Source organism: Bacillus sp. FSL W8-0223 (genome assembly GCF_038006805.1).
Lineage (GTDB): Bacteria > Bacillota > Bacilli > Bacillales > DSM-4216 > Bacillus_O > Bacillus_O smithii.
Map to the genome: position 1 here is coordinate 2,656,846 of NZ_JBBOVX010000001.1, position 19,505 is coordinate 2,676,350.

The window sequence follows — 19,505 nt, forward strand, 5'->3', positions numbered from 1 at the left end:
TTCGTACTTTTAGTGTACAAAAAGAAAGCCAAGCAGAAAAGTACATATTATAACCATTACATTATAACATACGTACTAAGTCTTTCAATAAAAAGCTAAGAGACGGGAGCAGAAAATTCATCTAACTCTTTCAAATAAGCCATGCATTTTTCTCGATCAGCATCGTCATGAGAGAAGAGCTGCGGACATAGAATTTCTGCTTCTTCCGCTTCCCCGTAATATTCACAAGCCAACTGGAGCGTACAGGCAGCCCAAGTGTCCACGCTGAACTCAGGTTCGAATGGATAAAGAAGAAAAAAGTGGCGATTCACCAATTCTGTTAATTGGGAAAACAATACGGGATTAGATTGAGAAACGGCTTCCTCTAATTTGGTTAAAACTTGTTTGTAATAGGTCATTTGAAAAACTTCTTCCAACTGATTTGGGATCAATCGTTTTGAAAAATGAAGCTTTCGAACGAAAATTTCTTTATCCACTCCCTTCTCCCTCATTATATTGAGGAGAAGAGTTTTCAAAAATGGATGGGAATGTGCATCCCCGATGATATCAATCAATTCGTCTAGATACGGAGCAATATTTCGTTGAACTAGCTCCGCCGCTTTTAACGTTTGCTGCTCAATTGATTCATCCTCGTAAAACAATTTAGGTGCACGGTCAAAGTCAGATTGATATTCATTTTTCGCCGAAGTAGAAGCCATTTTCCGGCTTATTTGCAAAAGTTTCTCAAAATGCTCTTTTTTATCGGAAGGAATTTGGTTTTCCTCACAGAGAGCAGATAGCGTAATGTAAGCTCGCTGATATTCCTTCATTTGAAAGAGAATTGATATGTATAAATCCATTACATCGTAATAATCGCCGTTTCCCGCTTGAAGCATTTCTTCGCACAATTCTTTCGCCTCATCATATTGACCACATTCATAAAGGGCAAGCAACAAGGCCATTTGAATCTCATCGTCACCGGGATCCTCGGAAAAATGCAAAGCCTTTATAAGAAAATCAGAAGCTTCTTCATAATTTTTTTCCTGCAAAGCTTGGATTCCCTTTTCAACCAATCTTTCCCGTGTACCAGGCAATACAACAACATTATCAAATCTTTGGAGATTTTTCTTTCTTCTGCCCATTCTTATATGAACCGCCTTTTTCAAATGGAGTTGCCATAAGTTTAGCACGGAAACGCAGAAAAAAACAAAAGAAATCGTTTTCACGATCACTTTGGCAAGTTTTCCCCGGCACATTCGACTAAAGCTGACTTTATCAACAAAAGCTTAATGACTTCCATGATCATCCATCCAGCATCTCGCTCTCATATTTATTATACTTTTCTTGTGAATCGGCCACTTTCTTTCGCGTTGTTCATGCCGATAATGATTTTACTTCGAATATGACCGACCTTTTTTTCTTAATGCCTGCCAGCTGCGCTTTTCTTTCGGATATGATTTTATATAAATTCATATATTTTATCAAACCGAAAAATGGCGTGAAGTCAACAGTGTTTGTCCAACGCCAATCAAAAGTCTAATTTTATATATGACATTAATGACCCTCTGTGTTTGTCCTATATCATTTCATCTTTTCATCATAGGATAAGACTAGCCTTGAAAACGATATATGTTCATATACCTATACTTACGGAGAAATGACATTTCGAAAAGAGAGGGATCATAATTTGGATTGGTTCAAACTTTTTATAATTATCAATCTCATCGGAATTAGTTCTAATTTGGATAACACGAGTGTGGGAATAGCGTATGGTCTAAAAAATATTCGATTTCCTTTTTGGCTTAATTTCATTGTCAACTTGATTGGATTTGTCACTGCATTAGTTGGTGTATATTTAGGATCGTTTATTGCAAGATATATTTCTTCGGAGGAGGCTGCGTGGGTTTCATTCAGTGTCTTATGTAGCATTGGCCTATTTATTGTTTATAGTGAATACGGTCATCAATTGATTTTCGGTAAAAAACAACATATAAAGATTCAAAATCTTGGAATCCGTCAAGGCATCTTTCTCGGATTCACTCTTTCCTTTTCAAATATTATCACTGGTTTTGGAGCGGCCATTTCCAATCATTTATTTATCTGGCCCACAGTAATCAGCATCACCATATGGGGAATTATCACGATTTGGCTTGGTAATAAAATCGGAAAGGGAACGATCTCCAAACTATTAGGTAAATACTCATCTCTTGTTTCCGGGCTTCTTTTTATCTTGGTGGCATTTTATCAAATTTTGTAATCATGCCGCATCACTTCACTTCCGATTTTGCTCTAATCAATCATTCAAACACTCCAGCCGAAGTTAAATCTTTGTTTCCTTTTATTTTGGTCGCTTCTTTATTATCCGCCATTTTCCTGGCATACAAAAAACGCCTTGCCATTGTGTGTAGCCTCCTTTAACGGCTACCGTCGAACGATACGTTACATATCGTCCAACGTTCACTAGGCAAGACGTTCATCGTCTCGGCAGCATTTAGCGTTATTTTAACGCTTATGTAAACGTCACAATACCGCGTCAATACTGCGTTTATACAATTTTAGCGTCCCAGGAGAGATTCGAACTCCCGACCGACGGCTTAGAAGGCCGCTGCTCTATCCAGCTGAGCTACTGGGACATTTTTTCAATTTCATCAAGGACATTTTTAATTATATTAACATCCAAAATAAATGTCAATCATTTTTTTGTACAAACCGAAAAAATTTTTTCCCGTTTTTATAAAAAGTTGAAAAAGAACATTCGATTATTTTTTCAGATAAAGAAGAACAAAAGGCAAAACCATTGCCAGTTTGTTCTTCTCTATGTATTAAATGCCGCTTGTCAATCCGTTAACAGCTGATGTTGTTCGTTATAAAAATAAACAACCGAATCGTCTCCATCCAATTCCACGATTGCATAGGTTCTTTCTTTTCTACCTCGCGGCAAGAGAATGCTCCCCGGATTCAAAAACAACGTTTCGCCTATTTTTTCCGCTACCGCTTGATGAGAATGACCGAAAAACACAAAATCAGCTTTGTTTGCTTTTGCTTTCTGTTTCAGTTTCGAGAAAGACGCCTTGACATCGTAGCGGTGCCCATGTGTCATGAATATTCTCTTACCTTTTATCTCTTCCACGATATCATAAGGATAGCGATCATCCATATCGCAATTTCCTCTAACCACAATATAGCCTTTCATTACTTCACTGTCTGCCGGAAGTTCAGAATCACCACAATGAAACATGGCATCCATCTCTTGCTCGTAGCGTGCTTTTAAATCTTTTAAAATTTCCGTGTCCCCATGACTGTCACTTACAACTAGAAGCTTCATAGTACACTTTCCCTTTCCAATTGTTCCAATATCGTTCTCATTTTTGCCAACGCTTCGGCGCGGTGGCTGATTTTATTTTTTTCATTTGGAAGCAATTCCGCCATCGTACGCTCATAACCTTGGACAAAGAAAATAGGGTCATATCCGAACCCATTTGTCCCTTTTTTCTCAAAGGTGATGAATCCTTCACATGTCCCGTTCACTGTTATGGTTTCTCGTCCCGGAATTGCAAGAGCCAGAGCACAATAAAAACGAGCTGTCCGTTTCGAAAGAGGAACTCCTTCCAATTCCCTTAACACCTTTTGTATATTGGCTTCATCATCTTTTTCAGGACCTGCGTATCTGGCCGAATACACGCCCGGCCGGCCGTCTAACGCGTCAATCACCAAACCTGAATCATCTGCCATAACCATGGCTTTTGTCTCTTTCATGACCGATTCCGCTTTGATGATCGCATTTTCTTCAAATGTCGCACCCGTTTCCTCGATTTCCGGGAATTCAGGAAGATCAAGAAGCGTTTTTACCTGAATCTGAAACGGTTGAAACATTTGCTCAAATTCAAGTGCTTTCCCCTTATTTTTCGTGGCGATCACAACTTCTCGCATCATCGATTTGCTTCTCCACCTTTTGACATATTTCTTTCTATCTTCACTGCTATTTCGCTTAGCGCTTGCTTTTGAATGTCGATCAATTCTTGCAACCCTTTTTCTGCCAATGACAATAATTCTTGAAGCTGCGAATGGGAAAATGTGGACTCTTCTCCTGTTCCTTGAATTTCTACAAAATCTCCGGATCCAGTCATGACCACATTCATATCCACCATTGCTTCACTATCTTCTTTATAATTTAAATCTAATACTGCTCCCTCTCCATGTAAAATGCCTACGCTAGTAGCAGCCAGAAAATTGGTTACCGGAAAAGTCGACATTTCTTTTTGAATAGATAATTGATGCAACGCCATTGCCATCGCTACAAAGGCGCCGGTAATCGAAGCGGTGCGTGTTCCGCCATCTGCTTGTATGACATCGCAATCGATCCATACCGTTCTTTCGCCAATGGATTCCAAATCGACAACCGCCCGAAGAGCTCTCCCAATTAATCGTTGAATTTCCATTGTTCTTCCTGATACTTTTCCCTTGGAAGATTCTCTTATATTTCTTTGCTCAGTTGCCCGTGGCAGCATGGAATATTCCGCTGTAATCCATCCTTTACCGGACCCTCTCATAAAAGGGGGAACACGGTCTTCGATACTAGCGGTGCAAATAACCCGTGTATCTCCAACGGTGATAAGCACGGAGCCTTCCGGATGTTTTAAAAAATCCGTATCGATCTTAACCGCTCTTAATTCATTTTTTTGTCTTCCATCTACTCGCACCATAGATCCTCCTTTTAAGCTGCAGCTCCTGTCCCACGGCAAAATCCCCGCAAGGCCGAAACTTCCACCATTACCGTGAGAACGATTTTTTATTGACTCTTCAGTCGCTTCGCTTTTTCGATATGTCCAATAAAAATGAGGTGGCATTTGCCAACCTCTGTTTTGATCTATTATATAATATACCAAAAAAATTTTTTTAGAAACTACCGGTGTTGACATGCTCGGGCCTTGAAACGGTTTCGCTGATGGGTTTTCCTTTGTCGTCTACTAAGTTTGTCTTGCCATCCACTTCAACGGTTACACTTTTAATCCCTTTCTGTTCTGTCAAAGAAAGCACAAGAGGATTTAACGTATTTTTGGAGATCATTTTTTCCTCGAAACTACCTAAAATCGATTTATTAAAATTTAATGTGACTTTTCCATCCTTTACCACCGGAGCACTAATCAGTTTCACATCCGGCATAAATTCGCTTACCAGTTCAGACGAAGGGCTTGGTCCTTTGATGAGCTCATTGACGACCGCCGTAACATTATCTTTATTATTGTTGCTCACTCTTTTTGTGACGGGGACGTAATAATAATTCTCTCCGTCTTGAGCTAAATAATAAACGGTGATCGGTCTTGTATTCGTGATGTCGACCACGTTTTCAACATCCCAATTAATTCCGATGTTTCTGGATAATCCATTGGGATCAATCGCTGTCCCATCCACTGGCATTTCTTTTAATGGCTGGCCGTCCACTCTCAGTTCGACTTTTTTCACCGCGTCAAACTGCGTCAACGTCCAAGTAATAGCCTGTAAAATTTTCTTTTCGTCTTCCGCTTTGTACTCTTTAAATTCAGGAGAAAAGTCCGCGATGGCCTTTCCATCTTTAATTTGAACGCTTCGTACTTCCGTGCCGGCCGGCAGCACCGCTCTGAACCCGTTCGGAAGCATATTTGACACCGGCCCGTCGTCTACTAGATATTCAAGCGCTTCTTTGGCGATGCTTTGCGTTTTGGGAAGCGGCAGCGTCTGCGATACTACATAACCGTTTTTATCTATCAGATACAAATCTGTCATCATTACGTCTTCTTTTTTCATGTCCTGAGCAGATTGATGTTGCAATTCTTTTAAGGACCCGTCCTCTTTTAAATAAGTTACTTTTTGCGGTGGATCAATGTTCTCTTTCTTTTCATTGCTGCCGAGCAATCCGCATCCTGTCAAATAAATAGACGATAAAATGACAGCCGCCGCGACGAGAGTTTTCTTTTTGACCATCATGAAACCTCCTCACACAGTTTGTACTACATGTATACGAGCTGGTGAGGAAAATTAGACCGTTTTCCAAAAGAAATTCGCCGCAGTTTAAAAAACGAGTTCATTTTCATCTAAACGAATCGTAGAAACATCTATCGTTGGATCTTGGAGCCAATCGGAAGCGATCTTATAAAACAGCTCTTTAGATCCAGTTGTAAAGAATCGATTAGGGAGACAAGATTTCTCCATGTTTAAAAGTTCTTTATAATGCAATATGGCGCTCACTTCTCTTGCTGTTTCTTCTCCTGAACTAATCACCGCAACATTTTCGCCCATGAATGACGAAATAATGGGTTCAAGAAGCGGATAATGAGTGCAGCCTAATATCAACGTATCCAATTGTTTATCTTTGAGCGGCAGCAATGTTTCCGCTACAATTTTTTTGGCCATGGCACTATGATATTCCCCGCTTTCTACCAAAGGAACAAACTTAGGACATGCAAGCGGAAAGATCTTTACATTCTTATTGATAGAATGAAGAGCTTTTTCATACGCACGGCTTTTAATAGTGCCGATCGTACCTAGAACCCCAATACGAAAATGTTTTGACATTTTAATAGCCGCTCTCGCTCCGGGATGAATGACTCCAATAACCGGAATGTCGAGTGCTTCTCTAATCTCGTCGAGAACAGCAGCCGTTGCTGTATTGCAAGCGATCACGAGCATCTTGATATCATAACGAAGCAAATAGCGGGTCATTTCCCAAGTAAATTGTTTGACCTCTTCCACGGGTCTAGGCCCATAAGGACATCTGGCTGTGTCACCAATATAATATATCGTTTCATGAGGGAGCTGCCTCATGATCTCAATAGCAACTGTAAGACCCCCAACTCCGGAATCTATTACACCTATTGGCCTGTTTATCAACGTATCTCGCCTCATTCTTTTGTATTTTCTGGTTGCATCTTTCTGATCATGTCATCCGTTTTAGATGATCACTCTCTAAATATGCGATAAAAACCATTGCTGCTGAAACACTTTTTTCATTTTTTCTCCCTTAAACGGCACGAACGGATCTTCCGCAATATTTTCTTATTGGCAAATTGGCAGCGCCGTTTTACAAACGTTTCGTTCGTTTTTTCAATTTCTGAAAAGAAATGCTTCAAAACTCAAAGACTATATCCTTTATCTCCATGAGCCATTGAGAATGCCTCTTTGTTCTATTTCTTTATGTATATATGAAAATTTTCATTCCTAAACCGACATTCTTTTCGCTCTAAAAGTTTCCTAGTTTCTTCATTTCTAAACGAACTCTATGAGAAAAGAAGCTTCAGCAGTCTATCAAACATTTTCTCGTTTTTTACTTTGTTTTTCAAGAGTGAAGATCCGCCTATTTTTTCACGGAACAATGTGGGAATATCCTTATTTTTCAAAAACAACAGACAAGAAACTCACTCTTATGGTTAAAAGTCATCCCGGTTTCTTTCAGATGTGTACAACTTTCTTCCATTTTTAATCACTCATCCGTTCCTCAATTGTCGAGAGAGCTTTCTTTTGTTAAAAGCGTCTTTACATGACCTTTTTGCCATTAGAAAAATATCTGTCAAAATATATCCACATGCTTAAACACAACTTTATGGATCCTCCAAAGCAAAAGACCGATCAGCAAACTAGCCCATGCAGGTATCGGAATGACAGGCAGAATATCTTTTAAGAAAAAATAGATGACGAGCGGTAAAAAATAGGCGATCGTAATAGGAAAAACATATCCTAATAATACGCGGACGCTAAATTTCTTAAACGTGGATTCCCTCAGAAACAATAAAATAATGTCGAAGACAAGACACATAAAAATAGGTGTAAAGAAATAATCAACAGAAAACCCTTTTACCGGAGGCAGATCGGTAAATTGGTTTAACAAAGGATAAATGATCAATCGGGAAATGCCGTCTATGAAAAAAACAATATACAAGCCGATCCCAAAGATGAAGGCAAAACGACTGAACCTGAAATACGATTGTTTGCCCATTGTTTGCACGACTTCTTTGCAATAGGATTCCGGATTTTTGCCAAATACGTCTTCCGCCGACCGCCCTTCTTCTTGGGCGATCAGCAAATGGTCCAGCATTTCCAGCAGCAGTTCCTCCGTCTTTTTTTCCGGAATGGAACTGAGCCGCAAATAAACAAGCATGTTTTCATAATACTTCCTGTTTTCCTCGTTCAATTGCTTCCGTCGTTCATTGTTTACTTGGATCATCTCTTCTGCTGTCATGGTTCTCACTCCTTTGATTCAAAATATGATCGACTGCAACCTTCAGGTCCATCCAATTTTCTTTAAATTCTTCCAACTGTTGTCGCCCTGAATCGGTCAACCGGTAATATTTTCGTTTTGGACCGTTCGGAGAATCTTTCAGAGTTCCAGAAATAAGATTCTCTTTTTGCATGCGCAGAAGCACCGGATAAATGCTTCCTTCACTCACAAACGTCAATCCATACTCGACCAGCTTCATGCTTAATTCATACCCATAAATTTCTTCACGGGCAATCACCGCCAAAATACATCCTTCTAAAACTCCTTTCAGCAATTGACTTTTTAATGACAAAGATCATTCACCACACATTCCTCTATCTTGCCAAAACTTAGGAAGATCAGAACCATGATCAAACACGGTATCTTGTTAAACAAGTTACCTAACCAAAAAAAGATACTGACTTGCAAAACAAGGTAGTAACTTGAGTATACCAACACAAACGTAAGAAATCAAGATTCATTTTTACTAAACCGGAAAAATTTGTAATCACATGGTTGGATAGTCGCTTTCATATAAAAGTAATTGGTATTCCAATAGACAAACTGATTATCACATGCATATTTATTTATTCTAAACTACTTTTAAATAACTCAACTTTCGCAGTGAAAAATTTATGAATAATCCTTGATTTGATAGGTTTCTTTGGGTATCTCATATTCACTTGACACTGAAAAAATTCGTCTAAAAAACAAAAAGACACCTCTTTCTTTTGGTAAACTATTGGTGACCAAACCAAAAACCAAAGAAAGAAAGGTGTCACCATTATGATAACGAAAAAAGAGTATTTTGCGCAATTACCAAAAGAAATAAAAGACGGATTTTCTGAATTACAAATTGGTAATCATTTAAGAAAAGCAGGAATTATCAAGGCTTGTGGTTATTCTTGTTTATCGATTTTTCAACTATTATTTCTTCTTGTTTTTCAATACAGAAACTGGTACCACGCCTTACAAAGCAAAAAGGCTGCCGATTTACCAGGAAAAGATACCATTTATCGTTTTTTGAACTCGTCTACGTATAACTGGAGAACCTTTTTACTATCTCTGAGCTCCGAAGTGATTCGTCGTGTGAAACAAACGATTTCGAAGCGCCGTGTTACCGTGTTTATTGTAGACGATTCGATTTATTCTCGTAACCGTAGTAAATCGGTTGAGCTTCTAGCTAAAGTATTCGATCATTCCACTCGTCAGTTTGTCAATGGTTTTCAACTATTAACGCTCGGATGGTCCGATGGCTTTACATTTGTACCTATCGATTTCGCTCTTTTGAGTTCAGCGAACCAAAAGAATCGCTTGAACGAAATCCATTCGTCCATTGATAAACGAACCACAGGCTACAAACGACGGCTCGAGGCATTGGAAGCAAAACCAAACATGGTGTTGAAATTAGTAGAACATGCATTGGATAAAGGAATTTTCGCTGATTATGTGCTCATGGATACATGGTTTACTCATGCCCCGTTGGTGGAGAAGATTCACTCCAAAGGCCTTTTTGTCATTGGTATGGTCAAACAGCTGAAACAACGGTATCTTTTCAACGGAGAACGTTTAACCTTGGAACAACTGTATCGAAAAGCGAAACGAGACATTGGCAAAAAAGAAACACTCGGCTCGATTCACGCAACCCTTCATACGGGTTTACCAGTGAAAATCGTGTTTGTGCGGAATCGAAACAACCAAAGTGAATGGCTAGCCATTTTGAGTACAGATACCACGCTGTCTAATGAAGAAATCGTTCGAATCTATGGGATGCGTTGGGACATTGAAACCTTTTTTAAATTCAGTAAATCGTTTTTACATTTAGCCAAAGAGTTTCAAGGTCGTTCCTATGACATGATGATTAGCCATACTACCATTGTCTTCACTCGGTATATCTTGATTGCTTGGCAACTTCGGAAAGAAGAGGATCCGAAGACCATGGGCAACTTATTCTTGTTTCTATGTGACGAAGTAAAGGAGATGGACTTTAAAACGGCTTTACTACAATTGATTTCTCTTTTCCAAACTTTGGCTGAAGCTAAGGTTTATTTGAGTATGGACATTTTTCAGTGTCAACTGTCCAATTGGATTACTTCTTTACCTCGTTATATCAAGGACTGTCTCCATATTTCTGTGTGCGAAAGTTGAGTAAATAAAAAAAGCCGGCATCCCACTAAGATTTATTCCTTATGGGGTACCGACTTTTAGCTTGTTGAAAGAGAAAAAAGAAAAGCTATTTTACTTGTTTTTTGACTTCCATCCAGTCTTTTCCTAATATATGGCGGTTTCCGTTTGTTAGACGAATCCATTCTTCGACAAATGGTTTGCCTTTAGCCAGTTGTTTAGCGGCATCTGCGTTATGAACAATATCTCCTTTTTGATAGGTGCCGCTTTGGGGCATGGATGATTTCACAAAATGCCTTGTGTCTCCTTCCATCCAAAAATATCGTTCATTATTGTATTGCCGTACGATCGGGATCACAGGATGGATGGGAAAGTAATCATCCGTTCGAAACAGCCTGTCTTCCATATAAAAATTATCCGCTTTGATACTCGCTTTGTTTTCGATTGTAGAGGTCCCGTAAAATTTTCGTAAACGAGGAGATCCGATAACGTTATTTTTTCTTTCACGAAAACCGTCCATGACGATGTTGGCGTTATTCCCTACGGAAAGAATGGAGTAATTCGGCGCTTTCTTTTCATCGAATCGGCTGTAGACAAGAGATGTGTTTCGGATAGTGGTTTTCGAATCTCCGTCTATATAGAAAAAAGAACCATAGTTTTCACTCGGTTCGTATCCTTCAAAGTGAATGCTGTCGAGATCGATGTTGCTTCCGCTTAGAATGATCCCCTTGCCGTATAAACCATGTTCGATATTCAACTGCATAATAATCCCATCATCAAATCCTTTTAGTACCATACCGTATTTCGCTTGCAGTTTTGTTTTTTTGTTGTAGTCATTCCAATTCACCGCATATATATTCGATATGACATTTCCTGTATTTCCCCTGCTTGCCAAATACATGGCGGAGTGACGAAAACGAGTAATACGGATATCACGAATAGAGGAAGAATAGAGATGAACTTTGCTGTTTTCACGAAGATAGATGCCGCTAGTATTACTTTCAATATACAATCGTTCCAGAACCGCTCCGTCTCGTAATCCAGTTTTTAAGTAGATTCCGGTGCCATTGGGAACTTTCTCTTTAGAAGAAGGAAGGGAAGAATGACCGATGTATAAATCAGATATGTATGGAACGCCACCTGTGATGAGCACAGGCTGAGTGGTGTCCGTTTGAACCAATTTAGATTTGCCTCTTTCCTCACCAATCAGGCGCATATTCTCTTGTTCAATCGGCCTATTTATGAGGTATGTACCTGGAGGGATTCTCGTTTCATGGCCATCCATCAATGATTGCTGAATCGCACAAAAATCAACCTCTAAATTTTTCCAATATACATTAGGACCTGAATCCGTGATGAATTGAAATCGACTTTGATTTTGTTGTAATTTTGATGGATTGATAATCCATAAAACCCTTTTTATGCTTATGACCTATGTCATCTCTATTTCCGAAAATGGAACAAATCTCTTTTTTAGGTATACGAACCAAAAAAATAGACAAAAAAGCACAGGGAGTGACGTTGGACATCAGCGCCCGAACATTCGTTCGTTATCTTGCCTCTCTCCATTTCTGATAGACGTTCAGTAGGGGCTCGCTATAGCCACTCCTTCGCGTCCGTTTCATCCAGATCTGTCGTGATCGACGGACGAGTCGCCCTGCCATCGTGATCACCGTCTGAATAATCGTCTTGATGCGGCGGCGTTTCACTTTGTGGTGCAACGGATGTCTCGGATCGCTTAATAGATCTTGTCCAATCAGACGAAGAAGATTGTAAACGAAGGCTCCCATGACCAACACGAGCGCATTCGTTTTCATCTTCCCAGATGGAAGCCGCTCTAAATCTAAGTCGCTCTTCAGTTCGCTATGAAACTGTTCGCATGTCGCATGGTCATGATACAACGCGAGCACATCGCTCATTCGAACATGCTCGTATCCTTTGAGCCGCACCCAATAGCTTTCCACTTCATAATCAGGAACGAGCATCAGCTGTCCATTGCGTTCCATCGTCCGTTCCGTCACTTGGGTGACTTGAACGTACGTATACGTGTTTCCATCGATCGCTGCCTTCTGTGGAAGGCATAGCTCATAGGTTTGTACTCCTTCGCTTTGTCCATCATCGACACGTTTGCCCTTTTGCGAAGCGATCTGGAACCAAAGCGCTTTCGATTCTCGGCGTAAGTTTCGCTTGATGACAAAGTCCACGTCTTCCTTTAGGCATACGTGCACATTCGCTTCTGCATCGTTTCCTGCATCCATGCGAACAAGCAGACGAGATGAAGTCAGTTGACGAGCTCGACGGATAGCGGTGACTAAAAACGAGGGCATGTTGTCTTGCACATGTTGTTTCCCTGGACGCAACTCGGCATGAACGAGATACCCTTCCTTCCCTGCATACGCAAACAACGGTGTAAAACCGTCAAATCCTTTATACGTTCGACTGACTCCTTCTTTTTTCGTATCGGAGTTGTCAAATGGGGAACCATCTATATCAAGGGGAAGCCATGTCGTCTTTCCTTTGGTCCAACAAGGGGACAAAGTGGCATGTCGTTGAATCAACAGACGTATGGACTCCTCCCAAAGAATCGTTTCGGTCATCGGAAGACAAGCGAGCTGATCGAGTCGTTGTCGCAAGGTTGGAGAGGAAGGCACGTGCTGAATCCCCATCGATGCCGAAAAGATATCGTCTTGACGATACGCTTCGATATGATCGAAATCCGTTTTTCCTGTGGCAAGCAAGCCAATCATCGAGCGAATGACATCGCTATGGGAAATGTGCACTTCTCGACGAACCGTTGGAAGCCGAAGTGCGTTTACCCGTTTATCCAGTTTCGTTCGATGGAGTAAGTAGCCAACGAGAGCAAGCCCAGCACTTGGGGTAATCGCTTCATCTGTCAATACAAACCGAATCGGGAAATCTTTCATCACATCACCTACTTGATGAAGAATCGTCAACGTCGTTTTTCCTTATCGTATCAACGGTTTGCGACCATTGTAAAGATGTTTTGTCACGGATTCAGGACCTATGTTTTTATTACTTATTCAGCCAGAAAAATGGAAAAAAAATACTGTTAAAATATTGTTAAATATTTGTGTATTTTGTTGAAAATTGGTTATTCAAATGAACAACAGGTCTCAAATTTAACCAAAAAGCCTTACTTTGCAGGGGTTTCTGTCATAAGAGTTATAAATACCCATTTTCACTTTCTATAGGAATATAATGATTTCGATTTCTTATGATATTTCTCGTAATTTTTCTCTTGTTTACAAAAAAGCTTTTGAATAAAAATGAATTAACATTTTACGTTTTAATCCGATAAACACAGATCAAATTGGATCGAGAAAGAAGTTTTCTGAATACCAAAGACGATCCTGTTATTTCTGCTTTTACTAATTTGTTTCCATTCATCACAACATCGGGGATTTTAAAACATAGCCAAATCTTATTGAAATTATATAAGTCAAATTATATAAGTAAGTAACCGCGCAAAAACAAGAGATTGCCCCAAAAGGAAATCCCACCATTTTGAAGCAATCTCTTCATTCTATTTATATTCTTTTTTAACAGATCGAGCTGAATGGGGTAGACTGATAGCTGGTTACAACTTTGCCATTCACCATCTCAAACCACAGATCGATTGAAAACGTAATTTGAACATGTGTTTTCCGATCTACGTCACAAATTTCTTCTTCAAGTTGTCCCCTTCGTTCTATCCTTTTTTCCAACCATTCCTCCGTTATGAGACGGGCTTTTCCTTCAAAAAAATGCACACCTAAACAAAAAGATAGGACTGGAAGTGTTAAAAAATTCCACATAAGCCAGTCCATTGTTCCTCTTCGAAAAAACAGCTGCCATCAGATGCACAGCAAATGAATTCTAAAAGGCTACAGCATCTGAAAGAACTGATTTACTTGAATGCTCCATTCTGTTTACCGGCTCTCAACATCTTTTTAACGAATGTTGATAAAAGGTTCATTTATATTATCCTTACCAACGAAAAGCAGCTGTTCCTCACTTAAATGCAAGTCCTTTGGTGGGTTGGATTAAGGCATTGATGAATTCTAATACAGATTCAAGATTCATAAAAAGGCATTTGGCCTTGTTTGAAATCATTCATCCATGGTAAACTCAAAAATTTATGGAATAAATAGCTTCAAAAACTTGCGCATCCAATAATCGTTGGTTGTACAGTGTTAAAATCGTTGAGATCAAACAGATAGATGAAATCACAATGATCAACATATCTGTTAATGATCCGAAAAATCACCTATAGTCGTACGTTAACGTATTCAAGTATGGACAGACAGACAACCGGCATGCCCATTGACACGCCGGTCGCCGCTATAGTTTTAATTCACCCATACGTAGGAGTTCGACTACTGCTTGAGAACGACCTTTGACACCTAATTTTTGCATGGCATTCGAAATATGGTTCCGGACAGTTTTCTCGCTGATGAATAGTTCTTTGGCGATTTCTTTTGTTGTTTTATCTTGAACCAATAGCTCGAAAACTTCTTTTTCTCTTTTGGTCAGCAATGGTTTATGTGAAAATTCGCGATCCTTCAACTATAATTACCCTCCTTGCCTTCGCCAGCTTTAAAACAAAAGGGATGGGTCTAGCGTCGTCATGATATCATATGAAAAATCCAGCATATCAGTGACTTCACAAAGGCAAGGGTTGCGAAATAGGCGAAAAATAGTTTTTTCTCCTAAGACATTCGCTTCAGTCTGCCATCAACGTTCTTTTTTAAGAACAGCATGATCGATCATTGTCCGACAAAAATAATATAATCCCCCACCTGACCATTTTTCTTTCATTGTATTCTTATATGCTCATACTGCGTTTTTGTGATTCACTTCCAAAATGTGGATTCCATGCAAGGTATTGTTTTAGCTCAAGTGATTAAATATGGTATAAAATCCTTTCCAAAAAATTCTCATCATCAAAAGAAAAGGGCATTCTCATCTCACCATATAAAATTCACATATGAATCTGACTAACTCTCGCTTATTAAGGCAATATGATCTATTCTGGACTTTAGGTCTGTAAAAAAAGCCTCCAACACTTGGTTGAAGGCTTTTGAGGCTTTTGGAAAGACATTACACCATATAATCGCTTCCGAAGAATTTTTTAAAGGAATGGATGGTCGTTTCTCTATTTAGCGCCGCAATGGAAGTTGTGAGCGGGATGCCTTTCGGGCATGCTTGTACACAGTTTTGCGCATTTCCGCAGTTTGCAAGACCGCCATCCCCCATGATAGCATCAAGACGTTCGTCTTTGTGCATAGCACCGGTTGGATGAGCGTTAAATAACCGTACTTGTGACAGTGGAGCAGGTCCCATAAAGTTTGAATGACTGTTAACGTTTGGGCACGCTTCTAAACAAACACCACAAGTCATGCATTTTGCCAATTCATAAGCCCATTGGCGTTTTTTCTCAGGCATCCGTGGGCCAGGTCCAAGATCCCAAGTTCCATCAATTGGAATCCAAGCTTTCACTTTTTTCAACGAATCAAACATACGGCTGCGATCGATTTGCAAATCGCGAATAACCGGAAATGTTTTCATCGGCGCAAGACGAACAGGTTGTTCCAATTTGTCGATCAAAGCAGCACATGCTTGACGCGGTTTTCCATTGATCACCATCGAACAAGCTCCGCACACTTCTTCCAAACAGTTCATATCCCAAGCAACCGGAGTTGTTTTTTCCCCTTTAGCATTGACCGGATTGCGGCGAATTTCCATTAAGCAGGAAATGACATTCAAATTCGGACGATAAGGAATTTCAAATTCTTCTTCATAAGGGGCTGAATCCGGATTATCCTGGCGAGTTATAATTAAGCGGATCGTTTTCTTTTCACTCATCATTATGTCGCCTCTTTCTCCATAGTTTAGTGTTTTTTCGTGTAATCACGAACACGCGGTTTAATCAAAGATATATCGACATCTTCATAGTGGAAAGCTGGCGCACTGTCTTCTCCAGTAAATTTCGCCATTGTTGTTTTTAGCCATTCTTCATCATTACGATCAGGGAATTCTGGCTTATAATGGGCTCCACGGCTTTCATTTCGATTATAAGCACCAATGGTAATGACTCGAGCAAGATGAAGCATATTTTTCAATTGACGTGTAAAGCTGGCCCCTTGGTTACTCCACTTAGCAGTATCGTTAATATTGATATTTTTCCAGCGTTCCATCAATTCAACTATTTTTTCATCGGTTTTTAATAGTTTATCATTGTAACGCACAACCGTTACGTTAGCGGTCATCCATTCGCCGAGTTCTTTATGAAGAACATAGGCATTTTCCGTTCCGTCCATCTTAAGAATTTGATTCCATTTTTCTTCTTCTCGTTTTCTGTAACGATCAAATAAAGTAGAAGATATAGCATCAGAGCTTTTTTCCAAGCCATTGATATATTTCACAGCATTTGGTCCGGCAACCATTCCACCGTAAATGGCCGATAACAATGAGTTAGCTCCTAAGCGGTTCGCTCCATGTTGTGAATAATCGCATTCACCTGCAGCGAATACCCCTGGAATATTTGTACGTTGTTCATAATCAACCCATAGTCCACCCATTGAATAGTGAACCGCTGGGAATACTTTCATTGGAACTTTGTGCGGATCTTCACCCATGAATTTTTCATAGATTTCGATAATACCGCCCAATTTTACATCCAATTCATGCGGATCTTTGTGGGAAAGATCAAGATATACCATGTTTTCCCCATTGATTCCAAGTTTTAAGTCAACGCAGACGTGGAAAATTTCACGTGTAGCAATATCCCTCGGAACAAGGTTTCCATAAGCCGGATATTTTTCTTCCAAGAAATACCATGGTTTTCCATCTTTATATGTCCATATACGGCCGCCTTCACCACGGGCAGATTCACTCATCAAACGAAGTTTGTCATCTCCCGGTATCGCGGTCGGGTGAATTTGAATAAATTCACCATTAGCATAATAAGCGCCTTGTTGATAGACGATCGATGCAGCAGAACCAGTATTGATCATGGAGTTTGTAGATTTTCCAAAAATGATTCCCGGTCCGCCGGAAGCCATAATAACGGCATCAGCACGGAATGTTTGAATATCCATAGTAGTCAAGTTTTGTGCTACGATGCCCCGGCAAACTCCTTCATCATCCAAGACAAGGCCAAGAAATTCCCAGCCCTCATACTTCGTTACTAATCCCGCTACTTCATAGCGGCGCACTTGTTCATCAAGAGCATACAAAAGTTGCTGTCCAGTTGTCGCACCGGCATATGCTGTGCGATGATGTTGAGTTCCTCCGAAACGGCGGAAATCAAGCAATCCTTCCGGTGTCCGGTTAAACATAACGCCCATGCGGTCAAACAGCGAGATAATTCCAGGCGCCGCTTCACACATTGCTTTTACAGGAGGCTGATTGGCTAAAAAGTCTCCTCCGTAAATCGTGTCATCAAAATGAATCCATGGCGAATCTCCTTCACCTTTTGTATTGACAGCTCCGTTAATGCCACCTTGAGCACAAACAGAGTGAGAACGCTTTACCGGAACTAATGAAAATATATCCACCGGAGTTCCTAACTCCGCTATTTTCACTGTTGCCATTAAGCCGGCTAAGCCGCCTCCAACTACGATGATCTTTCCTTTACTCATGGACACTCACTCCTTTTTTACCTAATGATGTACATCATCCATCTGCCTATCTCATACAAAAGCGAACAAAGCAGAAAGGCCGACATACGAAAGCAATACGAATACCAACAGTGAAACATACGTGAAAACGCGTTGAGAACGAGGCGTCACAATGATTCCCCAACTTACGCAGAAAGACCATAAGCCGTTCGAAAAATGGAAAATGGCCGATACAACCCCTACTATGTAAAAAGCTAGCATATATGGATTTGATAGAATATTAGCTACCATATCATAGTTAACTTCTTCCCCCATGGCTGCTTGAACGCGTGTTTCCCAAACGTGCCATACAACAAAGATGAGCGTAAAAATTCCTGTTAAACGCTGCAAGAAAAACATCCAATTTCGGAAATAACCGAAATTTCCCAAATTATTTTTCGCCGTAAACGCAATATATAAGCCGTAAATTGCGTGATATAAGAGCGGCAAAAAGATTAACACGATCTCCAATAAATAAAGCAACGGCAAGCTTTCCATAAACTTCGCCGCACGGTTAAAAGATTCCGCTCCCCTAGTGGCAAAATGGTTCACAATCAAGTGTTCAGTCAGGAATAATCCTATCGGAATTACACCTAGTAAAGAATGAAGCCTTCGATTAAAAAATTCACGATTTCCTGCCATACGGTACCCCCCTTGGTTATGAGCCGCCAATCAACATTTCTACAAAAAGAAATGTTTTCTGGCAACTGCCATCATTTTGTAACAATTATTTGACAAGTTCATTGTAACCCCATCACTGGAAAGCGTCAAGAAAACGTCTACATATTTTTCTATATTAATAAAATGACCAATTATAAAAAAAGTCGATCAATTCAACAGAATGTATTTTAGCAGAATATAAATATTTTTCAGCTTAGAGACAAATATTCCACACCTATAAAAAATCGATCGTGGAATGAAAAAAAGTTTTTTCATCTCCATCAGTCTTGTATATAATGGATACAGAAAGTAGGGATTTCAAATGGAGAATCATAAAGACATTATTCCACAAGAGCCGCAATCTGTTTCGATGTTCGCCTATGAGCTGTACCGGGATATTTTGTTACCGGAAATATTCGGCAAAGACACGGCGGACATTTTCTATTGGGCAGGAAAACAGCTTGCAAGAAAATTTCCTCTTCTATCTATAGATGAAATCTGCTCTTTTTTTGAAGAAGCTTGCTGGGGAACGCTCCAGGTGATAAAAGAAGAAAAAAAAGAGTTGCTGTTTGAATTATCAGGTCCTATTGTATTACGAAAATTTGACATATATTCTGAACCATTTTTTTCGTTGGAAGCAGGTTTTTTAGCGGAACAAATTCAAACGCAGAAAAACGTGACTGCCGAAGCGATAGAAGAGGTACATAAACGTTCCAAAAAAGTCCGTCTTCTCGTGAAATGGGAATAACGGCATCTTTTCTCGTCTATTTGCATTAAAATAGTTGTCTTAGAAACTATGGTTTCGAGAATCTGCTTTCCCCAGCTTCTTTCTTTTTTCTACATAAGCCAAA

At 39.9% G+C, this 19,505-nt stretch carries 17 protein-coding genes and 1 tRNA gene; 3 read left to right on the forward strand and 15 right to left on the reverse strand.

Features of this window, described 5'->3' with window-relative positions; translation table 11 throughout:
- Positions 1 to 95: 95 nt before the first annotated feature.
- On the reverse strand, positions 96 to 1,121 hold the full coding sequence (locus tag NST81_RS12865) for a tetratricopeptide repeat protein (RefSeq protein ID WP_341030049.1): 1,026 nt from the start codon (positions 1,119 to 1,121) through the stop codon (positions 96 to 98).
- Between the two features lie 545 nt (positions 1,122 to 1,666).
- Here NST81_RS12865 and NST81_RS12870 point away from each other — a divergent pair.
- Positions 1,667 to 2,236, forward strand: a complete 570-nt coding sequence (locus tag NST81_RS12870) for a manganese efflux pump MntP (protein WP_341030050.1) — start codon at positions 1,667 to 1,669, stop codon at positions 2,234 to 2,236.
- 302 nt (positions 2,237 to 2,538) lie between these two features.
- Here the strand turns inward: NST81_RS12870 and NST81_RS12875 are convergent.
- The 8 genes from NST81_RS12875 to NST81_RS12910 form a co-directional block, all read right to left on the reverse strand.
- A tRNA-Arg gene (locus NST81_RS12875) sits at positions 2,539 to 2,612 on the reverse strand.
- 203 nt (positions 2,613 to 2,815) lie between these two features.
- Complete coding sequence (locus NST81_RS12880; RefSeq protein ID WP_048623786.1) at positions 2,816 to 3,304, reverse strand: metallophosphoesterase; 489 nt, start codon at positions 3,302 to 3,304, stop codon at positions 2,816 to 2,818.
- Positions 3,301 to 3,909, reverse strand: coding sequence for an XTP/dITP diphosphatase (locus NST81_RS12885; RefSeq protein ID WP_341030491.1), 609 nt, complete (start codon positions 3,907 to 3,909; stop codon positions 3,301 to 3,303). The genes NST81_RS12880 and NST81_RS12885 overlap by 4 nt, the downstream gene beginning before the upstream one ends.
- Positions 3,909 to 4,679, reverse strand: coding sequence for a ribonuclease PH (rph, locus tag NST81_RS12890; RefSeq protein ID WP_040341994.1), 771 nt, complete (start codon positions 4,677 to 4,679; stop codon positions 3,909 to 3,911). The genes NST81_RS12885 and rph overlap by 1 nt, the downstream gene beginning before the upstream one ends.
- A 196-nt stretch (positions 4,680 to 4,875) precedes the next feature.
- Entirely contained in the window at positions 4,876 to 5,943 is a 1,068-nt protein-coding gene (locus NST81_RS12895; RefSeq protein WP_048623787.1) for a GerMN domain-containing protein, read from the reverse strand.
- Positions 5,944 to 6,027: 84 nt separating this feature from the next.
- Positions 6,028 to 6,843 carry a glutamate racemase gene (racE, locus tag NST81_RS12900; protein ID WP_048624508.1) on the reverse strand — a complete coding sequence of 272 codons (816 nt, stop codon included), beginning with the start codon at positions 6,841 to 6,843 and terminating at the stop codon, positions 6,028 to 6,030.
- A gap of 679 nt (positions 6,844 to 7,522) precedes the next feature.
- Complete coding sequence (locus NST81_RS12905; protein ID WP_048623788.1) at positions 7,523 to 8,191, reverse strand: hypothetical protein; 669 nt, start codon at positions 8,189 to 8,191, stop codon at positions 7,523 to 7,525.
- Entirely contained in the window at positions 8,157 to 8,522 is a 366-nt protein-coding gene (locus NST81_RS12910; protein ID WP_048623789.1) for a PadR family transcriptional regulator, read from the reverse strand. Before NST81_RS12910 ends, NST81_RS12905 begins: the two co-directional genes overlap by 35 nt.
- Before the next feature lie 473 nt (positions 8,523 to 8,995).
- Between NST81_RS12910 and NST81_RS12915 the strand changes: the two genes are divergently transcribed.
- Positions 8,996 to 10,357 (forward strand): IS4 family transposase, encoded by a 1,362-nt coding sequence (locus tag NST81_RS12915; RefSeq protein WP_003353499.1) that lies wholly within the window; start codon positions 8,996 to 8,998, stop codon positions 10,355 to 10,357.
- 85 nt (positions 10,358 to 10,442) lie between these two features.
- Here NST81_RS12915 and NST81_RS12920 read toward each other — a convergent pair whose 3' ends face one another.
- The 6 genes from NST81_RS12920 to NST81_RS12945 all read right to left on the reverse strand — a co-directional run bounded on the left by NST81_RS12920 (position 10,443) and on the right by NST81_RS12945 (position 18,636).
- Positions 10,443 to 11,513, reverse strand: coding sequence for a hypothetical protein (locus NST81_RS12920; RefSeq protein WP_328204242.1), 1,071 nt, complete (start codon positions 11,511 to 11,513; stop codon positions 10,443 to 10,445).
- Between the two features lie 370 nt (positions 11,514 to 11,883).
- Positions 11,884 to 13,257 (reverse strand): IS1380-like element ISGsp2 family transposase, encoded by a 1,374-nt coding sequence (locus NST81_RS12925; RefSeq protein ID WP_341030492.1) that lies wholly within the window; start codon positions 13,255 to 13,257, stop codon positions 11,884 to 11,886.
- 1,417 nt (positions 13,258 to 14,674) lie between these two features.
- A complete protein-coding gene (locus NST81_RS12930; RefSeq protein WP_003355567.1) occupies positions 14,675 to 14,899 on the reverse strand; it encodes a helix-turn-helix domain-containing protein in 225 nt (74 codons plus the stop codon).
- 534 nt (positions 14,900 to 15,433) lie between these two features.
- Positions 15,434 to 16,198: a succinate dehydrogenase iron-sulfur subunit gene (gene sdhB / locus NST81_RS12935; RefSeq protein ID WP_048624509.1), complete on the reverse strand. Its 765-nt coding sequence runs from the start codon at positions 16,196 to 16,198 to the stop codon at positions 15,434 to 15,436.
- 26 nt (positions 16,199 to 16,224) lie between these two features.
- Positions 16,225 to 17,976: a succinate dehydrogenase flavoprotein subunit gene (sdhA, locus tag NST81_RS12940; RefSeq protein ID WP_048623791.1), complete on the reverse strand. Its 1,752-nt coding sequence runs from the start codon at positions 17,974 to 17,976 to the stop codon at positions 16,225 to 16,227.
- A 51-nt stretch (positions 17,977 to 18,027) separates the two neighbouring features.
- Positions 18,028 to 18,636, reverse strand: a complete 609-nt coding sequence (locus NST81_RS12945) for a succinate dehydrogenase cytochrome b558 subunit (protein WP_003355571.1) — start codon at positions 18,634 to 18,636, stop codon at positions 18,028 to 18,030.
- A gap of 340 nt (positions 18,637 to 18,976) precedes the next feature.
- On the opposite strand from NST81_RS12945, the gene NST81_RS12950 reads away from it, so the two are divergent.
- The gene (locus NST81_RS12950; protein ID WP_003355572.1) at positions 18,977 to 19,402 is read left to right on the forward strand and encodes a YslB family protein; all 426 of its coding nucleotides are present in this window, start codon (positions 18,977 to 18,979) and stop codon (positions 19,400 to 19,402) included.
- The last annotated feature ends 103 nt before the right edge of the window (positions 19,403 to 19,505 follow it).

Bases quoted from the DNA above. Each gene is read 5' to 3' on its own strand.
- NST81_RS12865 (WP_341030049.1), bottom strand. From the start codon at position 1,121: ATGGGCAGAAGAAAGAAAAATCTCCAAAGATTTGATAATGTTGTTGTA.
- NST81_RS12880 (WP_048623786.1), bottom strand. From the start codon at position 3,304: ATGAAGCTTCTAGTTGTAAGTGACAGTCATGGGGACACGGAAATTTTA.
- NST81_RS12885 (WP_341030491.1), bottom strand. From the start codon at position 3,909: ATGCGAGAAGTTGTGATCGCCACGAAAAATAAGGGGAAAGCACTTGAA.
- NST81_RS12895 (WP_048623787.1), bottom strand. From the start codon at position 5,943: ATGATGGTCAAAAAGAAAACTCTCGTCGCGGCGGCTGTCATTTTATCG.
- NST81_RS12905 (WP_048623788.1), bottom strand. From the start codon at position 8,191: ATGACAGCAGAAGAGATGATCCAAGTAAACAATGAACGACGGAAGCAA.
- NST81_RS12915 (WP_003353499.1), top strand. From the start codon at position 8,996: ATGATAACGAAAAAAGAGTATTTTGCGCAATTACCAAAAGAAATAAAA.
- NST81_RS12925 (WP_341030492.1), bottom strand. From the start codon at position 13,257: ATGAAAGATTTCCCGATTCGGTTTGTATTGACAGATGAAGCGATTACC.
- sdhB (WP_048624509.1), bottom strand. From the start codon at position 16,198: ATGAGTGAAAAGAAAACGATCCGCTTAATTATAACTCGCCAGGATAAT.
- sdhA (WP_048623791.1), bottom strand. From the start codon at position 17,976: ATGAGTAAAGGAAAGATCATCGTAGTTGGAGGCGGCTTAGCCGGCTTA.
- NST81_RS12945 (WP_003355571.1), bottom strand. From the start codon at position 18,636: ATGGCAGGAAATCGTGAATTTTTTAATCGAAGGCTTCATTCTTTACTA.
- NST81_RS12950 (WP_003355572.1), top strand. From the start codon at position 18,977: ATGGAGAATCATAAAGACATTATTCCACAAGAGCCGCAATCTGTTTCG.